We start from the raw sequence: 23,528 nt of genomic DNA, 5'->3' as shown, positions 1-23,528 counted from the left end.
CTTATATCAAAGGCTTTGCGTATCTTATGTGTGATTTTTATGTTAAATGTAACCTGTAGCACTAATCACCAATGTGATTATTTTTTTGGTATTTTTTTTAGAAAAACTCAATCGGATGATTTCGTAAGCGTTTAGACATTTGAATTGCATAAACAAGACAAGTAAAATGCCTTATACGCAAGAGTTGTTAATATTTTTTATGGGCAAACCAGAGTTGGTTAAACTAATGATTATTTTTATTTATCCGTAGAAAATAAATTGAATAATAATAAGCTTGGCGGATATATTATCAAGTTTTTTTACAATTCAACTAACATTGATCAACTCATAATCAAATTTTTGATTTTTTACTAAGATTTGCGAATAGTAGTTTCTTGATGTTTTGCTTTTGAAGTTTGCTTTATTGTTGTTAAGCGATCGCCTGACCATTGCAAGATTCTGGGTGCAAAACATAAAAAAGGCTGACTACCAAAAACTAGTAGCAGCCAGATATTTTGCAGAAAAACTGAGTTTGAAATTTGGCGATACTCAGGCTTTAGTGTTGTTGTAGCTGGCTACTGCGGCTCGGAGATTACCTTGGTGTTCTGATAGCAGTTGATCGCCTGCTTGTTTTTCTAAACCAGTCCAGTGCATTAATAAAGCCAGTTTCACCCATTTACCACTACGTTCTAGCAGTAGAGCCGCAGTTTCTCGACTTAAGCCCGTGAGGTCTTGGAGAATTCGCAAAGCGCGATCGCGGAGTTTTTGATTTGTGACGGCGACATCCACCATCCGATTACCATAAACCTTGCCCAGCTTCACCATCACCCCAGTAGACAAGATATTTAAAGTCAGCTTGGTGGCTGTACCGGCTTTTAAGCGAGTTGAACCAGCTAATACTTCTGGCCCTGTTAACAACCGAATATCAATATCAACGTCGATACTGACTTGTTCTTGCGGCACACAGGCAATAAATATAGTGACGGCTCCTCTTTGACGAGCAGCATTGAGCGCCCCATGTACAAAGGGGGTTGTTCCGCCAGCAGTAATCCCCACCACTACATCTAATTGGGTGATCTGTCTTTGAGCGATCGCAGCTTCGCCATCTTGAGCGCGGTCTTCTAAATCTTCAGAACTGCGGACTAGTGCGCCAGCACCACCAGCAATGATTCCCTGGACTAATTCTGGAGGTGTACAAAAAGTAGGAGGACATTCAGCTGCATCTAATACGCCTAATCTACCACTGGTGCCAGCACCGATATAAAATAAGCGTCCGCCTTGCTGTAACCGCTCTGCTGTCTTTTCAATGGCTTGAGCTAATTCAACTTTAGCTGCGGCTACTGCGGCTACTGCTTTTTGGTCTTCTATATTAAACAGTTCTACTAATTCTAAAGAACTCAGTTGATCTAAGTTTTGACTGAGAGGATTAATCTGCTCTGTGAGAAGATGCCCGCGTTCCTGCAAATCTGCCATTTTTTTGTTTCCTGCGTTATTTGTCATTTGTCATTAGTCATTTGTCAGTTAACAATGACCAATGACTCATCAGCAATAACTAACTACAATAATCCTTCTAGTTTGCGGCGGATACTTTCGAGTTCCGATTCAGAAAATTCTGTTTCTGCGGCGGGTGGAACTTGTTCAGATTCATAACTATCAGCGTTGGCGGCTTCTACTTGCCAGTCGGTTTCCTCGACGTTGAGTTCTGGGGGTATGATTAAATCACTATTTTCGGGAACTATTTCCCAGTCGTAACCAGCACTTTCGCAAAATTCCTTAATTTCTTCTGAATCGATCGCTTCGACTGTTGGTGTGGGGAAATCCTGAGCTTCTAACATCAGGGCAAAGCGCAGAGCATCGTCTTCTGACTCAAACATAAGAATTTTATTGCGATCGCCAACTCGCACTGTGTGAATTCCTTCGTTGTCTGTGTGAGCATTAAAAATTAAAACAAATATACGCATTGGTGTAATCATCTTTGAAAGCTGAAGTATGAAGTATGAAGTATGAAATAAATTGTTTTTAGTCTTTAACTTTCAATCCTCATCCTTTATACTTTTTTATTTAATCATCTCCTTGTTGCCATGCCCATCAAAACCAAAATCAGGGATTTTTGGCTCAATATTCGCAAAATAAGTCAAATTTTAAGTTTATTCTTGTATTTTGTCGTCAGTTTACTGTTGGTGCTGAGTTCGCCTGTATTGGCAACTTTACCTGCTCATATTTACACAGAATCTTCATTGACAAATGCAACCATTACTGACCTAGAACAAGGCAAAACTCTTTATGATGCTGGACGTTTTACGGAAGCGGTGGAAGTCTTAACAAAAGCTGCACAAGCATATAAACAGACAGGAGATAAACTTAAACTAGCTACTACCCTCAGTAATTTATCTCTGACTTACCAACAATTAGGCAAACTTACAGAAGCACAGCAAGCAATTACTGAGAGTTTGCAATTGCTGGCAGATAGGCAAAATTCGCCAGTATTCGCCCAATCACTAGAAATTCAAGCTCGTCTGCAACTGTTGATGGGAAAGCCAGAAGCAGCTTTAATCGGCTGGCAGCAAACTGAGCAAATTTATCAGCAAACCAATAATTATAGTGGTGTCGTGCGATCGCAAATCAATCAAGCACAAGCTTGGCGGACGCAAGGCTTTTACCGTCGTGCAATTAAAATGCTAGAGGCAGTTAATCAACAGTTGCAATCACAGCCAGATTCGCTGGAAAAAGCTGTGGGGTTGCGATCGCTGGGTAATGCCTTGTTAATATCCGGTAGTCTGGAAAAATCCCAAGAAGTTTTAGAGCAAAGTTTAGAGATCGCTCAAGGCTTAAAATCTGATTATGATATGGCAGCTATTGTGTTGAGTTTAGGCAACAACGCCCGCAAACGGGAAAAAAAACCAGATGCGATCGCCTACTATCAACAAGCTATCAAACTATCTGTTTCGCCTTTAACCAAAGTTTCTGCACAACTGAATTACCTGAGTTTTTTAATTGAAGATCAAAAATTAACTGAGGCAGTATCAATATTACCTGAGATTCAATCTCAACTTAATCAACTCCCCCCTAGCCGCAATGCTATTTACTCCCAAATTAATTACGCCCAAAGCTTAATTAAACTAGGAACTGCAAATCGCCAAAAACAATCTAATCTGGACTCTCAACTTCCAGATATGTCCAAAATTGCTCAAATTTTAGCTAATGCGGTCAAACAGTCTCAGATTTTAGGTGATCGCCGTGCCGAAGCCAATGCACTTTTGAGTTTAGGTAATTTGTACGAACAAACTCAACAATGGCCAGAGGCACAAAGTCTAACTCAGCAGGGGTTAATCATGGTGCAGGGTAGTATTATCCCAGATATTGCTTATCGCTTGCAGTGGCAATTAGGCAGAGTACTCTGGCAAAAAAAAGATTTTACAGGTGCGATCGCTGCTTATGATGCCGCAGTAGACACTATCAAATCTATACGCAGTGATTTAGCAACCATCAATCAAGACATACAATTTAATTTTCGAGATAGCGTTGAACCACTTTATCGCCAATCAGTCGAGTTACTCTTGCAATCTCAAGCAGGGCAACAAAATGATGAAATCTTAGACAAGGCACGTGAGCGCATAGAAGCTTTGCAATTAGCAGAAATAGATAACTTTTTCCAAGAAGCTTGTTTAGACGGTAAAAAGGTTCTTCTGGATCAAGTTGTAGATGTCGAAAATCCCACGACTGCGATTTTTTATCCGATTATTCTCCCTCACCAACTCCAAGTAATTGTCAAACTACCCAACCAAACCCTAAAACTTGAGAGCATTAATATTACTCAAGCAGAAGTAGAAACAATTGTTACTCATCTGCGAAAACTATTAGTGAATCCCACAGCCATTAATGCCGTTAAAAACCAATCCCATATTATTTACGACTGGCTGATTAAACCAGTCGAATCCGAATTATCAGCCAGGAAAGTTGATACTCTCGTATTTGTGCTGGATGGTATCTTGCGTAACATCCCAATGGCATCACTTTACGATGGGGAAAAATTCTTAATTGAGAAATATGCGATCGCTTTAAGTGTTGGTTTACAACTGCAAAATCCTCAGCCCATAGTACAACAACAACTAAAAGCTTTAGCCGCTGGGTTAACGCAACCTCCACCAGACTTTCCTAACTTTGCACCATTACCGGCAATTAAATCAGAGATTAATTATATTTCTCGTACTGGAATTACCACAACTAATCTGATAGATGAGCAATTTACCAGCAAAGCTCTCGAAAAAGAAGTCAATTCAGTTCCTTTTAATATCGTACATTTAGCCACTCACGGCCAGTTTAGTTCTAGTGCTGACAAGACCTTTATCTTAGCTGCCGATGGGCCAATTAATGTCAAAGAATTTGACAGCTTACTCCGCAATCGAGATGAAACTCAAACACAAGCAGTCGAACTATTAGTGTTAAGCGCCTGTCAAACCGCAACCGGAGACAAACGCGCCGCTTTGGGACTCGCAGGTACAGCCATCAGAGCGGGTGCGCGTAGCACTCTAGCCTCTCTGTGGCAAATTGATGATGAATCAACAGCTTTGTTTGTTGGTGAATTTTATCAAGAACTAAAAAAAGGAAACATCAGCAAAGCTCAAGCTCTCCGTAATGCTCAACTCAAAATCTTGCAACATCCTAATTACAAAGCCCCTAGTTTTTGGTCTGCTTACGTCTTGATTGGTAATTGGTTGTAAGCTAGAGGCTAGTCTAGTCTAGTTTAATTTATTGCAATTCAAACTAATCCCTATTAGGGATTGAAACACCTCGATAAATGCCGTAACAGCAATCAAGCTCATTATTGCAATTCAAAATGTTGAACCGTTCAACTTTTGATTCTACATTGCAATTTAAATTAATCCCTATTAGGAATTGAAAGCATCGCTGTTGGGGCTGCATAATCAATTCGCCGTTGTAGTAGGTGTTGCAATTTAAACCAATCCCTATTAGGGCTTAAAACAAGTTTTTGCCAGATTGAGGGTTTGAAGCGAGTATCCAAGTATTGCAATTGCCACTAATCCCTATGGCAATCCTAAATGTTTGATCAACATCTCTCCCTTGTCCACCTTGTCCCCCTTATCTCCCTTGTCCCGTCGAGGTGGTAAGTGCGTTAAGACATTTTCTTTAACCCTTGTCCCCCTTGCCTTGATTGTTCACATATCAACTCAGACTGCTATAAAAAAAGAGGCCTTTCTTGACCTCTTGGGAACTCCCTACAATAAAGTTCAATTTGTATATATGAATTATGACAGACCAGCGTTGGTGCCTTGCTTGCCAGTTGCCAGTTCCACTTTAACGATTTTGCCACCCATTTTTTGAATCCGTTGCTGTTCACGGAACCAGTTTTCGTAGGGAACCAATTTGGTGAAATAGGTATTTTGTAGTTCGCGTTGAGTACGAATCCGGGTTTGGCTAGGAACGCAAGCAGTAATTTTAAACAACCGCGCCATGTGATCAATCTCCTGTGGTGAGTGTGAAAACTTTTTTATCTCAAAGTGAAGCGGGAGTATATTTTTTAGACAAATCTTTAATTAATCTCTCCAAGGCTGGAAATCAAACATAAATACTAGACCTCTAACACTCATCATAATTTATGCAATTTGAATAAGCGACAAGACGTTCTAGCACTCACAGTTGATTTCCAGACCTTAATAAAGCTGCACCTAATGAATTAGATGCCAACTAGCTCTTAGCTCAAGCCAGAGGAGATGTAGTCTAAGTAAACGCCCATTTCTTTACCAGCGTCGGGGCCGACTAAGCTAGCGGTTACTTCTTTGATTGCTTGGATAGCTTGTACAGTAGCGCCTACGGGTACACCCAAGGAGTTGTAGGTTTCTTTCAAGCCGTTTAATACGCGCTCATCCAGGATGGAAGGATCGCCAGCTAACATAGCGTAGGTAGCATAGCGTAGGTAGTAATCCAAGTCACGGATACAAGCAGCGTAACGACGGGTGGTGTACATGTTACCACCGGGACGGGTGATATCAGAGTACAACAGAGATTTAGCAACAGCTTCTTTAACGATCGCAGCTGCATTGGCGCTGATGGTGGTAGCTGCACGAACGCGCAGTTCACCAGTTGCGAAGTAGCCTTTCAGTTTTTCTAAAGCAGCGGTGTCGAGGTATTTACCTTGAACGTCTGAAGAGTTAATAACAGAGGTAATTGCGTCTTGCATTGTTGTTATTTCCTTATTTCCAACCGTATTGCAACAGTTTGTGTCAGCAGGGAGAAAACCTCAGCCTACTGCATTGCACCAACTAGGTAGTCGAAGTAGGCGCTAGCTTCAGCAGCATCTTCAGCAGACAGCAAGGAAGCAGCAACGTTCTTCATAGCAGCAACACCACCAGCAACTGCATCGATAGGAGTGCCGAGGGATTTGTACATTTCACGAACGCCAACTACACCGATTTCTTCAATAGGTGTAACATCGCCAGAAACTACTCCGTAGGTGATGAGACGGAGGTAGTAGTCTAGGTCGCGTAAGCAGGTAGCTGTCATTTCTTGACCGTAAGCGTTACCACCAGGAGATACAACATCGGGACGCTTTTGGAACAATTGGTCGCCAGCTTGCTTAACAATGCGCTCACGGTTGTCGGTCAAAACTTGAGCGATGCGGAGGCGACGTTCGCCACCAGAAACAAAGCTCTTGATCCGATCTAATTCGCCAGGGCTGAGGTAGCGAGCTTCTGCATCAGCATTCACGATGGACTTCGTGACGATACTCATTAATGGATTCCTCCAGTACTAATGAAACCAGGGTATGAAACTGGTGCGATTTTAATTTCGGTCGAATGTAGCTACGTTCTCTCGTTGTTTTTTAGATACAACAGTTGAGTCGCTGCTGTAGCTAATACTTTACGAGTTTGCTGGTGTTAATTTCAACTACACAAGCTGTAAAACTCAGCTACCTTCCGCAAAATATTCTCCGGCATTATGTTGAGCATTTATGACTGCTCTTAATACTTTGTAATATTCCTTTTCAGATTTACACTTGAACTCGCAATCTGAGAACAATATTACGAAATGTAAAGTATCAATAGTCAGCAGGTAATAGCCAAGAGTATGAACCTCTTGACTATTGACCTTGGACTATTAACTACGTATTAGCGATCGCCTGGACGACCAGTTAATACAGCAGGAGACAGGCTAGACCAAGATTGTTTCACCAGGTCAGCCGCTGCTTGTACACTACCGAGGTAGTTACCAGCAGGTAGAGATGGGAAGCGTGGGTATGGAACCACATCTTCACCGAAGTAGCGAGCATATTCTGGGCTATCCACAATGGCTTCTACAGCCGCTCTCAAACCACTATCAGCCAATAGTTTGTTATATTGACGGATTTCGCCTTGAGTAGCTGGTGCGCGACCCAACAGGTGACGGAATAAGTATTCAATTACCTTGGTGTTGGGATAAGGGGTATAGAAGCGTTTGCGATAGATTTCTGAGCTTGCGAGTTCGCGGACAAACTCACGGACAGAGATTTCCCCATTCCGCAGTCTGCTGTCGAGTTCGCTACGACGGTAATAATCAGGAACCTGACCGCTAAATACATCCAATACCTGACAGTAAGCAGCGTTAATTACTAACTGTCTTTCGGTTTGGCTACTACCATCTGTTAAGCGGAAAATCCGTGCAGGTTTACGGCGGCTGGTACCCACACCAACTTCTACAGACTGACCACGACCATCGTTATAAGAACGACCCAACTCAATAAACAACGGCTTGGTCTTGTCGATTTGCCGTGCTTGATAAGCTAAATCTGCGATCGCTTTTGCCAAAATTGGTGTATTGGCAGACTCCATCCGCGCTTTGACTGGCTTAAAGCTAGGTACAACTACATCATCATTTTGCTTGGTGAGTTGGTTGTAAAGCTTCTCGGTATTCGGGAAGTTAGCCGCAGGTAAAGTCGGGAAGCGACGGTAAGGAACTGTATCTTCACCAAATACTTGGCGATACTCTGCACTATTCAACAAAGCAGCAATAAACGCCTTCAGACCTTGGGTAGCCAAAATCTGGTTATACTTGCGGATTTCTGCTTGATCAATAGGTGCGCGTCCTAAGAAGTGCTTGGTTCCCAACTCAATTACTTTGGTGTTGGGATAAGGTGTATAGAATTCCTTCAGGTAGAGGTTAGAGTAACCCAAACCTTCAATAAATTCTTTAACAGTGATTTCACCATTACCCAGCTTACTTTCTAGGACTGTGAATTCGTTTTTAGAGATGTAAGGTGCAATGTCGCGCTCAAAAATCTGGCGGTAAGCAGCACTAATTACAGTTTTCACTGCAACTTTGTCAACTGTATTTGCTACCAGCTTGAAGACTTTTGTTTGTTCACGCTGCTTGCTAACACCTTGATTAACGCGGAACTGAATATCAGGTTCTGTCCGATTTTGGGATACTGCACCCAGTTCCACAAAGCGGGGTGTTTCTTGCTTGTCAACTTTGGTAGCGACAACATCTTCTCTGAGAGTACCCACACGCAGTTGTCGCAGCGACACACCACCTGGAGTCAAATAGCGTTCGTAAGGAACAGTATCTTCACCAAATGCTTCGCTGTACTCTGGGGTATCAAGAATGGCATCAACAACGCCATAGAAGCCTTTCTTAGAGGCAATGTCGAAGTATTTGTTGTTTTCTTGACGACCGTAGGTAGGACGACCTAACAAGCGACGGTGAATATATTCGATCGCTTTACAAACATACAACGGTGTCCAGTACAAACCACGGAACAAGTCTGACTTAGCCAAAGCTCTGACAAATTCCCGTACAGAAATTTCGCCGTTTTCCAGCTTAATTTCTTGGACTTTTAGCCGTTGACCTTCGTAAACATCACGACCGATGACTTGCAAGTAAATTGCTCTAATTACTGCCTGTGTGGAACTTTCAGAGAATTTAACACTTGCACCCTTGGCGGCTTTCTTACCGATAGTGCCAGGAAGTTGATCCAACTTGAATACTTTTGGCCCCAGAGTTCCAGGCGCTACGCCCCGCGCTTTGGGATTACTCAGTTGGTTATTAATTCCAGGCCCTTGGTGAATCAAGATCCGTCTTGTATCTTTACCAAATGGAGCCGGACGGGTGCTGGGGTTGCGAGTTTCTTTCGGGAAAATCGCCCCAAACTGAATTTCTAATGGGTCGTTACCAGAACCGTAGGGGTGTTGATCTGGTAATGGTTGTTCGTATGCTGCGAATGTAGTGATGAACTGCGGTACTTTGCGGAAAGGCGCACTGTAGTTAAACAGGTCTTGTTGCGGCCCCCAGTTCCGACATTCTTGGGCTTCTTGACCCAAACCGCGAATGTAGGGTACTGTCTCTTCACCAAAGTAATCAGCGTATTCGTCAGAATCTACCAGCGCATCCACTAATTTAGCTAGACCACCACTAGAAATGATAGAGAAGTATTTTTGTACTTCTTCCCGGCTACTTGGCCCACGTCCCAAAATGTGACGGAAAGCAAGTTCAATGACGCGGCTGTTAATAAAAGGCTGATAAAACTGTTTTTGGTAAAGCGGAGATTTTGCCAAACGGCGAACAAACTCTTTCATGGAGATGTCGCCATTTTTCACCTTAGATTCTAAGTCAGAAATCGACAAGCTGTAAGCACGGGTAATATCGCGCTCAAAGATTTGCCGATACGCTGCTTTCACTACCTCAGTTTTTTCGCTGGCTGACAACCCAGGCTTCATCACAAATTTGGGACGACGCTCTGCGGCATTAAAGTAAATCTGCGGCAGTTGTAGACCTTGTTGGTCGCCAGAAGGACGTTGACGTAGTTTGGTCGAAGGTGTGGGTGCTTTGAACTCTGTCAGCAACACATCCATGTACTGAGTCACAATATCTGTGGCTTCAGGATCTCTCCGGAAATAAGACAAGGATGCTGCCTTGATTTCCTGTAAAGCCACGATTGTTGCTTCACCAGAGCAAGCATTTTCAATGATTTCGCGCAGACCCCGTGTGTTTACAGCAATGATGTTGGGGTCGCCAGCTACGATCGCATAAGTAGCATAGCGCAAGAACCAGGACAAGTCCCGCAAGCTCTTGGCCATGTTGCTTGGGCCGTAACGTGAAACGTTAATTGGTCTGAAACCCGGAGGTGTTGGGCCACTGGGTGAGGTATTAAAGATAGAACGCAAGTTTTCTAGGAAACCACCACGACTTTCAACGTAGGTGACGGTTCCTAGTCTCATGCCTTCTGTAACATCTCTACCAGTGCCTACAGCGGCAGCCAACGCCAATTCTTGTTCTTGTGGCTTTTCTAAGAAAGCCATTGGCGAACCACCGACAAATATCCGGTTAGCAGCACGAGATACGATAATCTCGGAATTTTCTGTGAGAATCTGGGCAATTTCTAAACGTTTTGCACCAGATGCAAAATAGCTTGCCAGTTCATTTAATTCACCAGTTCCTAAAAAGCGGTCTTGCTGTTCCGCTTGAGAAATGGTTGCTACAGCTAGGGTTTGATATAGTTGCGGACGCGCAACTGAGCTTCCACCACTCGCCTTAACACTCATCGGATTTGTAAAACTCCCATCATAATCGTTTATGTGTTAAGTCTGGGTCGCTTTGAGGCTTGACACATCGGTGTGTTTATGCCTTCAGAGTACCGCCTTCAAAACTGTCAGTAAAATTAACCCAGTCAGCTTTTAGATTAGAACGTTTTGCGTTTTTCCTGGTAATTTATTAAGAAGTATGTAGATTCTGTAGCCTTGTTTAAGCAAACCTAAGAATAAATACTCCTTTTGACATTAGACAAAATCTAAGTTTTGTATCAGAAAGTTAAAAACTTTACATAAAGCATTTTACTTGAGGCGCAACCCAAGTTTTATCTAGCTACGGCAAAAATACACAAATGTTTGCGTTTCGGTTGCTAGTCCACAATTCTGAGCATGACTAGTTTTTTATTTGAGAACAGCGATCGCTTCATTTTGGTTTTTGTACACAAAAATTAACACTCTCTCAGTTTCTTCCTGCAAGATGACCCCAAAATGATCATCGGCTATGCTGTATCAACCAGCATTACTACAGGGAAGTGATATGAAAAATAGTAATAAATTTAACTTCATCACCTTAGCAGCCTTGTCCTCTTTAGCAGTTGTGTTGGCGATGACACCTGCTAATGCACTCCCAGGACAAAACATTAACACGGTGATTAAATGGGCAAAAACTAAAACTCAATTACCAAGACTGACTTATAGCAGCGAAGCTCATGGTTATTCAGGTAATAAAGGTAATTTGTATTTCTATGTTGATGTTCCTGCGGAGAATGGCATAGTCACTAAAGAAGGAATTACCATTAGCGGCGACTCTAGTATCAAATTCACCAGCAAAAATGCCAAGGTGGTGAGATTAGTTCAAAGCATTTATAACGCGAATATTGCTAATGATTTCAGCCAGTCTCGCCGAGTTACTAAAGTTGGTCGAGACCATTATTATAGAGGTCAAAAATATGCTTATATTGTGGCGGAAGTGCAAGGTGGTTCAGCTTTTCAAATTATTCAATTAAATCAACTGCAAGCCGAGATTAATAGTGCAAAATATTGCCAAACTCATCAATGTGACTTGTAAATAGAAGGCAGGAGGCAGAAGGCAGGAGGAAAACTGTTAAGCAGTATTTTTTCTTAGTTTTTAAGTTTATTTCTGTCTAACACACTTATACTAAGTTGTTTTCAGAATATAGTATTCGTACTTCCTACTCCCACCCCAGGTTACTATCTTTGACTGCAACTTGGTATTAATTACCTAAATCAACTGTTTTCTATAGGCATTATCAGTAAATAAAGGCACGCCAATACCGACGTTAAAAGCTGCGGCTAATTAAAACTCCTGCTCTTCTTCATAAAACCAAATTTCTGCCAACAAAGAAAAGCCCATCAGCCAAATCAAGCAGAAAACAAAGAACCAGATAGCTCCCATCATAGTGACTACCTCCAAAAAGCTTCTTGATTCAAGTCTGAGTTAATAGATAAGTATGTTGCGCTTGTCAACTCTGAGTAAATTATTACTTGAAATTTATATTTTGAGTTGGGTTATTTATAAAACTAAATTTTATTAACTAAATTATTACAGCAGGTTTTATTTTTACGTTATAAATAACCTCTTATTGTCTAACTGAATATTTAGAACCCGCCTCAAATTATTTCAGTAAATCTTCACCCCAGTACATTCAACCTATAGCGCATAAATTTGTATCTCATTCAAGTGCATACCATTATAGATTTATACTTAAACAGTAGGGCGGCTCCAAGTGAAGTCACTTAAATCTAAGACGTAATCAACTGAGTTATCTATATAATCTTCTATTTGTTCATTCCTAATCACACATAATCTACCACCAGTAATATGTATTTTAGCTGGTTCTTGGTAGTGAGCTTTGTGTTCACTTATCCATCCTGGTTTATCCCCAGTTGTTTCTATTTGTTCTATTATAAATGTGTGAATATGTAATCTATAAACTGGAGTTTCATTATAAATTCTTGTACCGATGTAGCCTAAATTGCCAATGATATATATGTATTCTCCAACTAATGTGGCAGAATGAAAGTCAGTTGGCGCAAAAACATCTTGGGGATAACCAAAAATCTGAAAATTACCATCACCTTGATAAACTACAACATCGTTATATATGCAAAAATCAGGGTCATAGTAATCTTCATGTTCACCGGCAATTTCGACAATTCTGCCATCTGGTAATTGTGTAATGGTTCTGCCAAATCGGGCATAGCTCCATGCTTTATCTTGCCAATTTTCTCTATCATTAAAAAAAATTTTTGGCTGTATAAGCAGAACAACCCTCACAAATCATTGCCTCCCAAAAGGGTATTTCCATCAACTCTGGATTAGTTTTGCCAAAGCGCGGATGTTTGCCAGCAAAATACTGCTCTGGAGTTACTTGTGATAATGAAAATTTGTTGTTGTCAATTCCAGTGAGCGATCGCCGCATATCATCGTTAATATCGCTCACATCTTCACCCGATGCAACTAACATTCTGACGATTTCTTTCTTTGTGGCTATCTTAATGGCTTTGTCATTGCAATCATTTATTCTGCTGGGGTTTGCACCAGCTTCTAGTAAAATTCTGACGCACTCAGTAGCACCACGTTCTGCGGCGATGATTAACGCAGTGTTTCTAAATTCATCAGTGGCTTCAATATCAAATCCCTCTGCAATTAGCCACTCTAAGACTTCGTCCCTATTGTTTTCTATTGCATACATTAACGGCGTTTTTCCACAGTTTCCCACATCGTTGTGATTTGCTCCCGCCGCTCGGAGTAATTTAGCTTTAGGTAATTCACCCACCTGAAGACTTAATAACCAAGGGGTTCTATGCCAACAATCACGTACATTTTGATCTGCTCCTTGCTCTAGCAAGAATTTTACTTGCTCTAGGCTGCCAAAAACTATAGCGTGCATTAATTCTGTCCATTCCAGTTGCTCTGGGTTAGCACCTGCGTTCAATAATAATTTGACAGCATCAAATCTCCCAACATGAGCAGCTACTTTAATTGCAGATTCACCATAGCTACTCATCCCATTGACAGCAGCACCTCTAGAGATGAGTAAATTTAAAGTTGATATTAAGTTTTCATCTTGTAAAATATCTCGACCATACATAGCATGAATTAAGACATCATATCCATCTGGACTTTGATAGTTAATATCGGCTCCAGCATCTAAAATCAATTGGATTTTATCGAAATTTCCTGACTGCACAGCCAACCCAAGTACGGTATTTTGAGATTCTGGTTCAACAGCGTTGACATTCGCGCCATGTTCTAAGAGGAAGCGAATCATATCAACACCTGCATTGGGACTACTAACTGCACACATTAATGGTGTTTGTTGGGAATACTCATCTAGGCATTCAATATCAACACCATTGGCTATTTTACGTGCGACTCCTGCAATATTGCCCTGCTGTACATCAATATGAATTTTTTCCATACACTTTCTGAGTTAAGTTCTGATATAAATTACTACAAACAGAAGCGATCGCACTTCCCATCTTATCCCCATAAATATCGTCAAGTTGCTCTAACCTCCTGAATTATGCTGTAAGCGTTAGACTAGAAATATTGGAATCAAAATCTCTGGCAGTAAGTTCTACAAGTAGTCAATTTTGATCACTCTAGGGAAATGTCTCAAGAACATGAAGAGTTACTGCACATTCAGCAGATATCTAACCTTAAACCACGACACTTTGCTGATTTAGTCAGAGCTGCACAGTTAATTTTTGATCCGACTGCGGGAATTGTAGGAAGTCATGTAGTAGTAAACTGGCAAGAATTTGGTATTCCTGATGAGGTAGAGTCAAATCTCAAATTACTGGGTCAGCAATATCGATATGCTTGTCCTGATATTCCTAGTGCAATTATTTGGAGTCAATTAACGCCTGCTACACGTAATTGGTTTCTAGAAAATAAAGATGAATTGTGGAAGTTTGAGGAAGCGTTTCCACCATTGGATGAAGACTAGTACACAAAGGCTGAAGTCTGAAGTCTGAAATGAAGAAACCCTGATAGTGAGCTTGTCAGTAATTTATCATGGGTGTTTTATTTCCTCTGACCTGTACTAGTGAAAATTTGCTGTCCAACAATTTGATAGTGCGGATTTTAGATTGATTTCATAGATACATCTAGAGGTTGGATGGCTAAGGACTTCCAATTAAAAAATATTCCATTATCTAGAGACAAAGATGACAAGGGAGATAGAAGTCTTGTTGAGTAAACAAATTGGATAATTTATTTGTTGGCTGACTCTAAAATCTGAAATCATTCAACACTACAAGACATGGTAGGAAACATCTGTTTTCTACCATTTATTGTCCGAAATACCAAATATTGCTGTGGTGATGAGGCTGAAACCTATGTTTAAATTTTATTAAGATTGTTGTTATATTGTTGCCATTGTACATAGAACTTAAAAACAATCAGTCATTAGTGATCGCATTAATTCCAGAACCTAGTCAAATTTAATTTTAAAAAACTTGTATCAATGAATCAAAGCCTTAGTGTTACTCCCACTCAGGAGGAAATATTTCATCAAAATGTCCCTGGTACTCAACCACAGCTAATTGTGCCTCAAATCATGGTTCTGGCTATAGAAATGCTACTAGCGTTACCACTGAGTATAGGCTTGGTAAAGTTGCATGTTGGCGGTATTGCTTGGATATTTGGCGGTATCGCTGCTGGTACAATCGTCCTCCAAGGATGTCGAATTTTCTACCAATACACGCCTAAACCTAACAGAACTGCGAGAAAAGTCGGAATGGGACTTGTAGGGCTGACTGTTGGTTTATCTAATAGTAATAGTGACTTGATCAATTTAGCTGCTGGAATTCCGATATTTGTTGCTCTGACATTTTTTTTTATTGGTATGTGGTAGCTGTATTGGCTATATTTATTCCCGACTCAGCAAAACCAACTTATTAACAGCAATGTTGGCGACAGTCCCCGGTGGTGTGGGTGTGATGTCATCAATTGCGGCTGATTACAATAAAAACGTGACTTTGGTTGCTTTAGTGCAAGCAATTCGGGTTACTTGTGTAGTATTAGTAATTCCTTTTATTGCGAGAACCACAGTTGGTAGTTATTGGAATTCTGCAACACTTCCTATCAAACAAGCTTTAATCAGTCTGGAACCCTCACAACTCGGACTATTACTGGTAGCATTGCTGATTACCGGAGTGATAGTTTATTGCGCTATTGTTTGGAAAATTCCGGCTGGGGATTTTTTTGGGGCGTTACTACTAGGTATATTTTTTAATTATTTCTTGAATTGCTTGCCTTTTGTGAGTGGGGCTAATTTGAGTCCACAACCATTGGTGAATATAGTTGGTCAAATGCTGTTGGGGATTACCATCGGGGAATATTGGGGAGAAAAACCCACCTTTGGTAAACGAATCATCGGTTGTGCGTTGATTTCTGTAGCTTTGACTCTGATTGCAGGTGCGATCGCTGCTATGCTGGCTATGCACTTCACTTCCTGGGATTGGTTAACTTGTCTTTTGGTTACAGCCCCCGGCGGTGCTGCCGAAATGATCTTAGTTTCCTTAGCGTTAGATCATAATGTGGAAATTGTCACCACAGGCCATTTAGTCAGACTGATCGCTATCAACAGTTCCTTACCACTTTGGTTATTTTTATTTCGCCGTCTTGAAACTCGGTTGAAGTCTGAAGTCTGAAAGTTAATAAAAAGAAAAAACCTCGGCGTTGTTCAAACCGAGGTGATTAGGAGAAGTCCAAATGTCGATGGGAGATACCGATACCGAAGTCCGTTGTTCATAGCTAACTGCAAAAGACATCAAATTCTGACAATATCTTTATTTGTTAGCGGATTTGATTGTATTTGATTACCGATTTTTAAACTTATGTTAATAAGTGTAACTATATCGTTACGATAAGTCAACATAAATTGACAAAAAACAGAAAATATCGGTGATAAGAAAAAATTATGTAGTCAATAAGAAGAAGCGATCGCTAGTGAAAAAATTAGGAAGAGGGGAGTAAGGGAATTATTTATCTATATATTCCTCCACCACTTTGAGCGCATCAGGAGGAATTTCTGTTACCAAGAGAAAGGGGAATGCTGGGGTAGAAGCCGAAATCACATAATTCGGTGTTAAAAACACACTATATTGTTGAGCTTCTGGGGTGAGTTGTGCAGCCATAGCCAGGACTATTCCCTTAACAAATTTACGAACATCGGCGGCTTCTTCTCCGACCACTTCGCCACCAGTAAAAGGTGTGTTGGGTTGCCCGGCTTGATCTAAAGTAGTGCTGGGGTCTTTAACACTGAGGTGTGTACCTCCCAAGATCCCAACCAGCCATTTCGGTGCAGGAATTTTGTGAAAACCGACAATTTGTTCTGTCAAAGCTGGTGTTGTTTTGTCGGCGGAACTTGCCAAGATGAGAGTTGGGACTTCTACCTTAGTTAAACCAGAGTCGCCAAACATCAAAGAACTGGTAGGATTAAGAGCGATCGCTTGCTTAATGCGAGTATCCCGCAGTTGATAGCTGTTGTTTGGTAGTTCTTGAGCAACACACTGTGCAGTTTCACCCAAACTCAACACAGCCAAATTTTGTTTGCAACGTTGTTTGAGCTTATCTAGTTGTAACTCACCACCAGCCAATGCCAAAGCTGTACCGCCACCAAAAGAATAACCAATCACCATCACATTATTAGTTGCGAGTTTACCTACCAACGGGTCGTTAGGAGTTTGGTTAATTTTGGCGAGTTCATCCAAAACAAAACTAATATCTTTGGGACGGTCTAAAAATTCTTGCGGTTTGAGGAGTTTACCTTTACCTTGTAAACCAGCATCAACATTTGTCTGATTACTACCAGGATGTTCTACAGCCACAAATACATAACCGTGGGATGCTAAATGTTCTGCAAGATAACGTAAATCAGTCCGCACAGAACCCAAACCGTGAGAATAAACTATGACTGGTTTATTTGCAGTTGCAGCATTTGACCAATAGATATCTACAGGAATATTACGCTGACGTTGTTGGTCAAGCCAATTGAATTTCAAGACTTGGACTTCCGCCGTACCGGGTTGACTTGGGTCAAATGGTAAAGAAACTTGTAGCGATTTTTGGTTAAGTTGGGGTGCGATCGCTAACATAAATTGTTGCGTCCGCCAAAATGCGGTATTAAAATTCCCAGACAATTTGAAAATTGCGGGTAAATTAATTTCCAGATTTTGACTCGGATAAGCCGCAATAAAACTCAATAAAGACAAACCTTGAGGCGCAGTCGCACCGATAACTGCTCCCGCTCTCAGAGCTTGCACACCAGCTTTATCCTTACGCACAACCGCAGTCGAGAAATCATTAAGAATTGTTGCCCCAATCTGGGTATTGAGTAACCGATTAACAGTAACAACATTCAACGGTAGCGGCATTTTCAGCGTCTCTAACAAAAAGCGTCGTTCTTGGGAAGATAATTTACGACCATACAATTCAAAACCATTCGGGAAATCTCCCATTTCTGCTGCTTTTTGTAACTCAGCTAAAGAAACAGACTCCGCCAACAAACCATAACGAAACACAACTTTATCAGCCGCTTTTGCCGAAGTAGTTATACTTAGAAAAACTATGTAAATAAAATTACAAAAGCAACCTATTAATAAATTTAAAGCTTTCCGACTTGTTCCCATAAAAATATTCGTCAATGAATCCTGACGGGAATATAACGGATATTTTGACATTTGACGACTCTTAAGATTAGGGCAAGAAAATACGGAAATACACAGATAGGACTTATGCACAAAGATTGTCTGTTGAGACTAGGTGCGGGGGTATAAAGGTATAGGGTAGTCCTGTCAAGGTGGGCGCAAGTATCCCAAAAGCCTTGATTTTACGTTCAATTAGCAGCTACATTCACATCCAAGCTTTTTCGTCACACCAATTTCATTCTCAATAACCTTAGTTTATTGAGAATTGATGGGCTAAAAAAGCGATCACCTAAATGTCTTAATTAACCCTTACCTAAATTGATACGCCTTTTTTGAGGTTGTGAACGCTACTTTAATGCTACCTTGACAGGTCTAGGGTATAGAGCTTCGCCGTGAGCGTCATACCGTTTCACTTTGTAGCCTGCGGCAAGACGAAGTGCGCGTCTACATCTGCTTATATCTAGAGAGCTAGGAATTACTAGCTGGAAGTTTAAACTAAGTATAAGTTTGAAAGCTGTTGATAATTTTAACAAACAAGTAGCTATGACCGATTCAACTCAATACAACATCGGGTTGTTAATCTACCCAGACTTAACCCAATTAGATGTGACTGCCCCTTATCAAGTGTTCTCATCATTGCCTACTGCGCGTGTGCATTTAATCTGGAAAAATCTAGAACCTGTAAAAGATATAGGAGGATTAGTTCTTCATCCCACAACTACCTTTGCTGAATGTCCGCAACTAGATGTAATTTGTGTTCCGGGTGGTGGAATGGGTACGATTGAAGTCATGCGTGATGTAGAAGTGTTGACGTTTCTCAAACAACAGGCAAAAAACGCTCAATACGTCACCTCAGTTTGTACAGGTTCGCTGATTTTGGCGGCGGCGGGATTACTTAGTGGTTACAAAGCAAGCTGTCATTGGATGTTCCGAGAATGTCTTGCTGCTATGGGAATCACAGTCAGTAATGAACGTGTTGTTGTGGATAGAAACCGAATTACAGGCGGCGGTATTACCGCAGGTATTGATTTTGGACTTGTAGTGGTAGCGAAACTCTGTGGTGAAAGCACAGCAAAATTCATCCAATTGATTTTAGAGTATAATCCGGCTCCACCATTTAATGCAGGTTCTCCTGAAACAGCAGGTACAGTAACAGAGTTTGTTACAAAAGCGGGGGCAGAAATTTTAGCAGCAACATTGGCTGAGTCTGAACAGGTAGCAATTCGCTTAGGTGTCAAGCCAGAACAGTTACTCACGTAAGCATTATTTTTAAGGTGCGTTGAAGCAACGCGTAACGCACCCTACAATTTTCTGAATTGTTATTCAATACGGCATGAAAGTATCTAACCTGCCAAATACTGCCATATCTTCTGCATCTAATTCTACTGGTGTGCCACTGCGAATTAATTCAGCAAAGTCCTCATTGGGAACCATAATTGTTAAGGTATACAAGCGACTAGAACCTGTATTTTTAATTAAATGCGTCCCTGTGGGTGGTACTAACAAACTATCTCCGGCTTTAATGGCAACTTTTTTACCATCACAAATAGCAATACCTTCGCCTTTGAGAATAAAAAACATTTCCACTGCCCATTGATGGCGATTGGGTGGTGTTTGTCCACCGACATCAAAGATTTCTACGCAACAAGTTAAAGAGGTATTGGCGTTGTTTGAATCAAAGATAATTGCTAATCGATTGGTATCATGAGGGCTGATGCGATATGCTTGATAATCTTTGGGAGATTTAATAACAGGAATTACGCAACGAGTAGAGTGCATTTTAATCATCCTCTCCTGTTAATTTTGGGTGATTTAAAGCTGTGAAAATTGCTTGGGAATCGGTGACAAAACCAAAGCATTGTTTAACGTTGTATAACGTTGCTAACCAACAATAATCGGGTGAAGTTGTCGCGGTACAATCTTTAACTAAAATGCAGTCATATCCTAAAAAATTAGCATCACAAAGGGTAGTTAATACACATTGATCAGCATTCACACCAGCAAAAAATATTGTAGTAATTCCCAAATTCCGCAGGATACTATCTAAGGGTGTGTCCCAGAAGCCACTCATGCGGTACTTGTTGATGCGGATATCTTCGGGTAACTGTGGTAGTTCATCAACTACGGCTGCTGCCCAACTACCTGCCATTAATACCCTAGCACCGTTTTTAGGTAAGCAGTCGCCTAAGCCCACACCATCACCGGTAGGATTGTAGACGTGACGCGAAGCTGCACTGATATTGAGTAAGTCGGGACGATTACCCCAATTTACCCAAATTACCGGCACGTTAACATGACGCAGTTTGGGCAGTAAATTATTTAACGGTTCAATGGGTTGACGTGCGGGAGTCACATCCACACCAATATGCGCTAACCAGCCATCGGGATGACAAAAGTCGTTTTGCATGTCAATAACAAGAATGGCGGCTTTTGCCAAGTCAAGGCGCAGGGTTTTAGTTTCGGTTGTTAAGATAACGGGTTGTGGGGTTTTAGGAGAACGGGTAATATCTGCGATCGCATGATCTACCATCCAAGCATTTGGCGCAACTCCCAAAGTCCGCAGAGGCTGATTCATAAATTTGCAACACCCAACACCTATTTCTATTTTGTAACTTGAAAACAGGTAGAGCGTTCAATTACTTAATCAAGGTTTAAATGGTGAACTTTACTATTAAAAATGTCTTAATTTCTACTGATGATGGTTACACCACCACAGATGTGCAGGTTGTAGATGGTAAAATCGCAGCGATCGCACCTCATCTTGATATTGTGGGGACGGCAGTTAACGGCGAACATAAGCTACTACTACCCGGTTTTGTTAACGCCCACACCCATTCTTCGGAAAAGTGGCAACGCGGGATTATTCCGCCTTTGCCTTTAGAATTATGGCTGGCGCATTTGTATGATTTTGCCCCCCTCGACACGGAAAAAGTTTATCTCAGCGCCTTGGGAACGGCGGTAGAAACTTTACTTTCCGGCGGTACGAGTGTTGTAGATCATCTGGTATTAATTCCTGGCGAAGAGTTAGAAACCATCACAGCGGCGGTTCGCGCTTACCGAGAAATTGGGATTCGGGCTTTTATTGCACCGTTAATTCAAGATGAATCTTTAACCGCAGGTATTCCTTCTGGGGAGAATGAACGCAACCACGAACCTTATTTTCGCTCGACGGCGGAAACTTTAGCACTTATTGAAGAAGCAGTCAGACAATTTCATCGCCCAGATGCAGGCGTGAGTATTTTAGTTGCACCGACGGGGATTCAGTTGTGTAGTGATGCTTTATTTACTGGTTGCATTGAGTTAAGCGATCGCTATAATTTATGTCGTCATTCCCATTTGCTAGAAACCAAAGCCCAAGAAAAACTCGCCCAAGAAAAGTACGGTTGTAGTGCTGTTGAACATCTTAAACGCCTGGGGTATTTGGGCGATCGGACTTCTCTCGCTCATTGTGTGTGGTTAAATGAGTTGGATATTGAAATTCTCGCCGAAACTCAATCTACAGTTGTGCATAATCCCTTAAGTAATTTGCGTTTAGGCAGTGGGATTGCACCAATTTTAAAATATCGCCAAGCCCAAGTAAATGTCACATTTGGTTGTGACGGTGCTTCGAGTAATGATTCTCAAGATTTATTAGAAGCTATCAAGATTGGGTCAATTCTGCACAATACCACAGAACGAGATTATCAATATTGGATTACACCCCGACAAGCAACAGAAATGGCAGCTTTAGGCGGCGCTAAAGGCTTGAATATGGCAGATAAAATTGGTTCTTTAACTATTGGAAAGCAAGCTGATTTGGTACTTTATGATTTGACCAGTTTATCATTATTACCCCGCACAGATCCCATCGGTTTATTAGTCTTAGGCAGACCGACAAATGCTGTTGATAGTGTCTGGGTTAATGGCAAACAAATAGTAGCTAATGGTCAAGTTACTACGATTAATGTTGATGAATTGCGACAAGAATTATTCCAACGCAGTCAGTGGAATACTCAGCGCCAGTCGCCAACTGTCGCAGAAATTGAAGCTCATTATCGCGCTGTTATGGGTTTGTAAGACACTGTTCTATTAGTTATCCCCTGATTTTTATTAGGGGCTTTTAAATATTCATTTTTAATTACACAAAATCCAGAAAAACAACCCGCAAATAAGGCATTGATGCTATGACTAATTCTTGAATGTTATTACACAATAAATAATATTTTTAGATGATTGTATTGTATTGTATTTTATAATACTTTTTTAACAATCAATAAACATTTAAGAGGTTATTTATAAAGTAAAAATAAAATTCTCATAATGTGTGTTAGGCGCAAATTGTGAGCTAATTCATCATAAAAACTAGATACGAGCGCCTAACACACCGCCAGATTATAACAGTGTGTGCGTTAGACTGAAGCCATAACACACTCTACTTAAGATTTACATTATAAATCGTCTCTAACTAGGTGATATATCTAATGGCAAACCATCGAGAAGCAATTATTTTTATTCATGGATTCTATCTTGGTAGAGATAGAAATTTTTTATTGATAGTTTATCTACTGGTTTTACTGAAGTATTGGCAATCCCAAAAATTCAAGAAGTCGGCGAGGAGAAAATTGCAGGATATACAGGAAAAAAGTTTAAAGTCTACTTAGATGTAGACAACATTAAAGAAGTTGATATTTATGATGCCTATTGGAATGATCTAAATAGTAAACAACTAAGTAGTAGCGAACTTAAAAATCAGGTGTTTCGTGGTATATCTATATTATTTTATTGGATAGTCAGCAAAGACTTATTAGCCTTAAAAGACTCTCCTCCTTTACTTATAGGTTTAGGTATAGGTTTATTGTTATGGATTTATTGGTTCTATGGAATAGCTGCACTGGCGCTTGTAGCTCTAGGAGGACATGAAGTTAATCTTTATGGCTTGCCTATTTCTCAAAATTGGGCAGCACAAATCAAAGAAAGTTTAAAACAAATCAGCGAACTTGGAAAAAACATGAACAATTGGTTTGTTTGGCTAGGTTTAACCGCATTGTCCAGTACTTTACCAATTAACATGATAGCTGATATTGCAGATTTTTCTACACGGTATTTAGAAGATAACTCTGAGGGAAAGTCTTTAAAAGTAAAAATTCGTACAAGAGTTACAGAAACATTAAATGCAGTTTTAGAAACAGGTCTATATGACAAAATTACTGTGTTCGCTCATAGTTTTGGCGCAGTTATAGCTACTAATGTATTAGCAAATTATAAGCAAGAACATCAAGTCCGTTACATTATTGCAGGAGGTTCTTTAAAGATGTTTTCTTCAAAGTCTAAACAGATTGAACAAGATATCAAAAAAATGTTTTAACA

18 protein-coding genes and 1 pseudogene are annotated in these 23,528 nt (G+C 40.7%); 8 read left to right on the top strand and 11 right to left on the bottom strand.

Annotated features, from left to right (window positions below):
* Nucleotides 1-388: 388 nt before the first annotated feature.
* Complete coding sequence (locus tag ACX27_RS32530) at nucleotides 389-550, top strand: hypothetical protein (RefSeq protein WP_158507409.1); 162 nt, start codon at nucleotides 389-391, stop codon at nucleotides 548-550.
* Here ACX27_RS32530 and murQ read toward each other — a convergent pair.
* Together murQ and ACX27_RS21335 are read right to left on the bottom strand one after the other, a co-directional pair.
* Entirely contained in the window at nucleotides 529-1,452 is a 924-nt protein-coding gene (murQ, locus tag ACX27_RS21340; protein ID WP_062295332.1) for an N-acetylmuramic acid 6-phosphate etherase, read from the bottom strand. The two genes, ACX27_RS32530 and murQ, sit on opposite strands and share 22 nt — an antisense overlap.
* Before the next feature lie 83 nt (nucleotides 1,453-1,535).
* Nucleotides 1,536-1,952, bottom strand: coding sequence for a DUF3110 domain-containing protein (locus ACX27_RS21335; RefSeq protein WP_062295331.1), 417 nt, complete (start codon nucleotides 1,950-1,952; stop codon nucleotides 1,536-1,538).
* A 108-nt stretch (nucleotides 1,953-2,060) separates the two neighbouring features.
* Between ACX27_RS21335 and ACX27_RS21330 the strand changes: the two genes are divergently transcribed.
* Nucleotides 2,061-4,700 (top strand): CHAT domain-containing protein, encoded by a 2,640-nt coding sequence (locus tag ACX27_RS21330; RefSeq protein WP_062295330.1) that lies wholly within the window; start codon nucleotides 2,061-2,063, stop codon nucleotides 4,698-4,700.
* Nucleotides 4,701-5,246: 546 nt separating this feature from the next.
* On the opposite strand, the gene ACX27_RS21325 is transcribed toward ACX27_RS21330, so the two are convergent.
* From ACX27_RS21325 to ACX27_RS21310, 4 genes are all read right to left on the bottom strand, one after another.
* Nucleotides 5,247-5,453 carry a phycobilisome linker polypeptide gene (locus ACX27_RS21325; protein WP_015114200.1) on the bottom strand — a complete coding sequence of 69 codons (207 nt, stop codon included), beginning with the start codon at nucleotides 5,451-5,453 and terminating at the stop codon, nucleotides 5,247-5,249.
* Nucleotides 5,454-5,692: 239 nt separating this feature from the next.
* Nucleotides 5,693-6,178: an allophycocyanin subunit beta gene (gene apcB / locus ACX27_RS21320; protein ID WP_062295329.1), complete on the bottom strand. Its 486-nt coding sequence runs from the start codon at nucleotides 6,176-6,178 to the stop codon at nucleotides 5,693-5,695.
* A gap of 65 nt (nucleotides 6,179-6,243) precedes the next feature.
* Entirely contained in the window at nucleotides 6,244-6,729 is a 486-nt protein-coding gene (gene apcA, locus ACX27_RS21315) for an allophycocyanin subunit alpha (protein WP_062295328.1), read from the bottom strand.
* A gap of 377 nt (nucleotides 6,730-7,106) precedes the next feature.
* Nucleotides 7,107-10,514, bottom strand: coding sequence for a phycobilisome rod-core linker polypeptide (locus ACX27_RS21310; RefSeq protein ID WP_062295327.1), 3,408 nt, complete (start codon nucleotides 10,512-10,514; stop codon nucleotides 7,107-7,109).
* 487 nt (nucleotides 10,515-11,001) lie between these two features.
* Between ACX27_RS21310 and ACX27_RS21305 the strand changes: the two genes are divergently transcribed.
* On the top strand, nucleotides 11,002-11,568 hold the full coding sequence (locus ACX27_RS21305; protein ID WP_235526305.1) for a hypothetical protein: 567 nt from the start codon (nucleotides 11,002-11,004) through the stop codon (nucleotides 11,566-11,568).
* 657 nt (nucleotides 11,569-12,225) lie between these two features.
* Here the strand turns inward: ACX27_RS21305 and ACX27_RS34155 are convergent.
* Together ACX27_RS34155 and ACX27_RS21300 are read right to left on the bottom strand one after the other, a co-directional pair.
* The gene (locus tag ACX27_RS34155; protein WP_235526304.1) at nucleotides 12,226-12,798 is read right to left on the bottom strand and encodes a kelch repeat-containing protein; all 573 of its coding nucleotides are present in this window, start codon (nucleotides 12,796-12,798) and stop codon (nucleotides 12,226-12,228) included.
* On the bottom strand, nucleotides 12,758-13,945 hold the full coding sequence (locus ACX27_RS21300) for an ankyrin repeat domain-containing protein (RefSeq protein WP_235526303.1): 1,188 nt from the start codon (nucleotides 13,943-13,945) through the stop codon (nucleotides 12,758-12,760). Before ACX27_RS21300 ends, ACX27_RS34155 begins: the two co-directional genes overlap by 41 nt.
* Before the next feature lie 192 nt (nucleotides 13,946-14,137).
* Here ACX27_RS21300 and ACX27_RS21295 point away from each other — a divergent pair, with 192 nt between their 5' ends.
* Both ACX27_RS21295 and ACX27_RS21290 read left to right on the top strand, forming a co-directional pair.
* Nucleotides 14,138-14,476, top strand: a complete 339-nt coding sequence (locus tag ACX27_RS21295) for a hypothetical protein (protein ID WP_062295326.1) — start codon at nucleotides 14,138-14,140, stop codon at nucleotides 14,474-14,476.
* A 519-nt stretch (nucleotides 14,477-14,995) separates the two neighbouring features.
* Nucleotides 14,996-16,184, top strand: a pseudogene (locus ACX27_RS21290) (AbrB family transcriptional regulator).
* A gap of 330 nt (nucleotides 16,185-16,514) precedes the next feature.
* Here ACX27_RS21290 and ACX27_RS21285 read toward each other — a convergent pair.
* Nucleotides 16,515-18,164, bottom strand: coding sequence for an alpha/beta hydrolase (locus tag ACX27_RS21285; protein ID WP_062295325.1), 1,650 nt, complete (start codon nucleotides 18,162-18,164; stop codon nucleotides 16,515-16,517).
* Between the two features lie 561 nt (nucleotides 18,165-18,725).
* Here ACX27_RS21285 and ACX27_RS21280 point away from each other — a divergent pair.
* The gene (locus ACX27_RS21280) at nucleotides 18,726-19,442 is read left to right on the top strand and encodes a DJ-1/PfpI family protein (RefSeq protein ID WP_062298481.1); all 717 of its coding nucleotides are present in this window, start codon (nucleotides 18,726-18,728) and stop codon (nucleotides 19,440-19,442) included.
* Nucleotides 19,443-19,505: 63 nt separating this feature from the next.
* Here the strand turns inward: ACX27_RS21280 and ACX27_RS21275 are convergent, their stop codons facing one another.
* Together ACX27_RS21275 and ACX27_RS21270 are read right to left on the bottom strand one after the other, a co-directional pair.
* The gene (locus tag ACX27_RS21275) at nucleotides 19,506-19,961 is read right to left on the bottom strand and encodes a cupin domain-containing protein (protein WP_062298479.1); all 456 of its coding nucleotides are present in this window, start codon (nucleotides 19,959-19,961) and stop codon (nucleotides 19,506-19,508) included.
* A gap of 1 nt (nucleotide 19,962) precedes the next feature.
* Entirely contained in the window at nucleotides 19,963-20,757 is a 795-nt protein-coding gene (locus tag ACX27_RS21270) for a cysteine hydrolase family protein (RefSeq protein WP_062295324.1), read from the bottom strand.
* An 83-nt stretch (nucleotides 20,758-20,840) separates the two neighbouring features.
* On the opposite strand from ACX27_RS21270, the gene ACX27_RS21265 reads away from it, so the two are divergent.
* Nucleotides 20,841-22,238, top strand: coding sequence for an amidohydrolase (locus ACX27_RS21265; RefSeq protein WP_062298477.1), 1,398 nt, complete (start codon nucleotides 20,841-20,843; stop codon nucleotides 22,236-22,238).
* A 505-nt stretch (nucleotides 22,239-22,743) separates the two neighbouring features.
* Entirely contained in the window at nucleotides 22,744-23,526 is a 783-nt protein-coding gene (locus ACX27_RS21260) for a hypothetical protein (RefSeq protein ID WP_062295323.1), read from the top strand.
* Nucleotides 23,527-23,528 lie beyond the last annotated feature (2 nt).

Source organism: Nostoc piscinale CENA21, assembly GCF_001298445.1.
In the GTDB taxonomy this organism is placed as follows: Bacteria; Cyanobacteriota; Cyanobacteriia; order Cyanobacteriales; family Nostocaceae; genus Nostoc_B; species Nostoc_B piscinale_A.
Note: the sequence above shows the minus strand (reverse complement) of the source record. Positions and strands in the feature narration are given on the sequence as shown.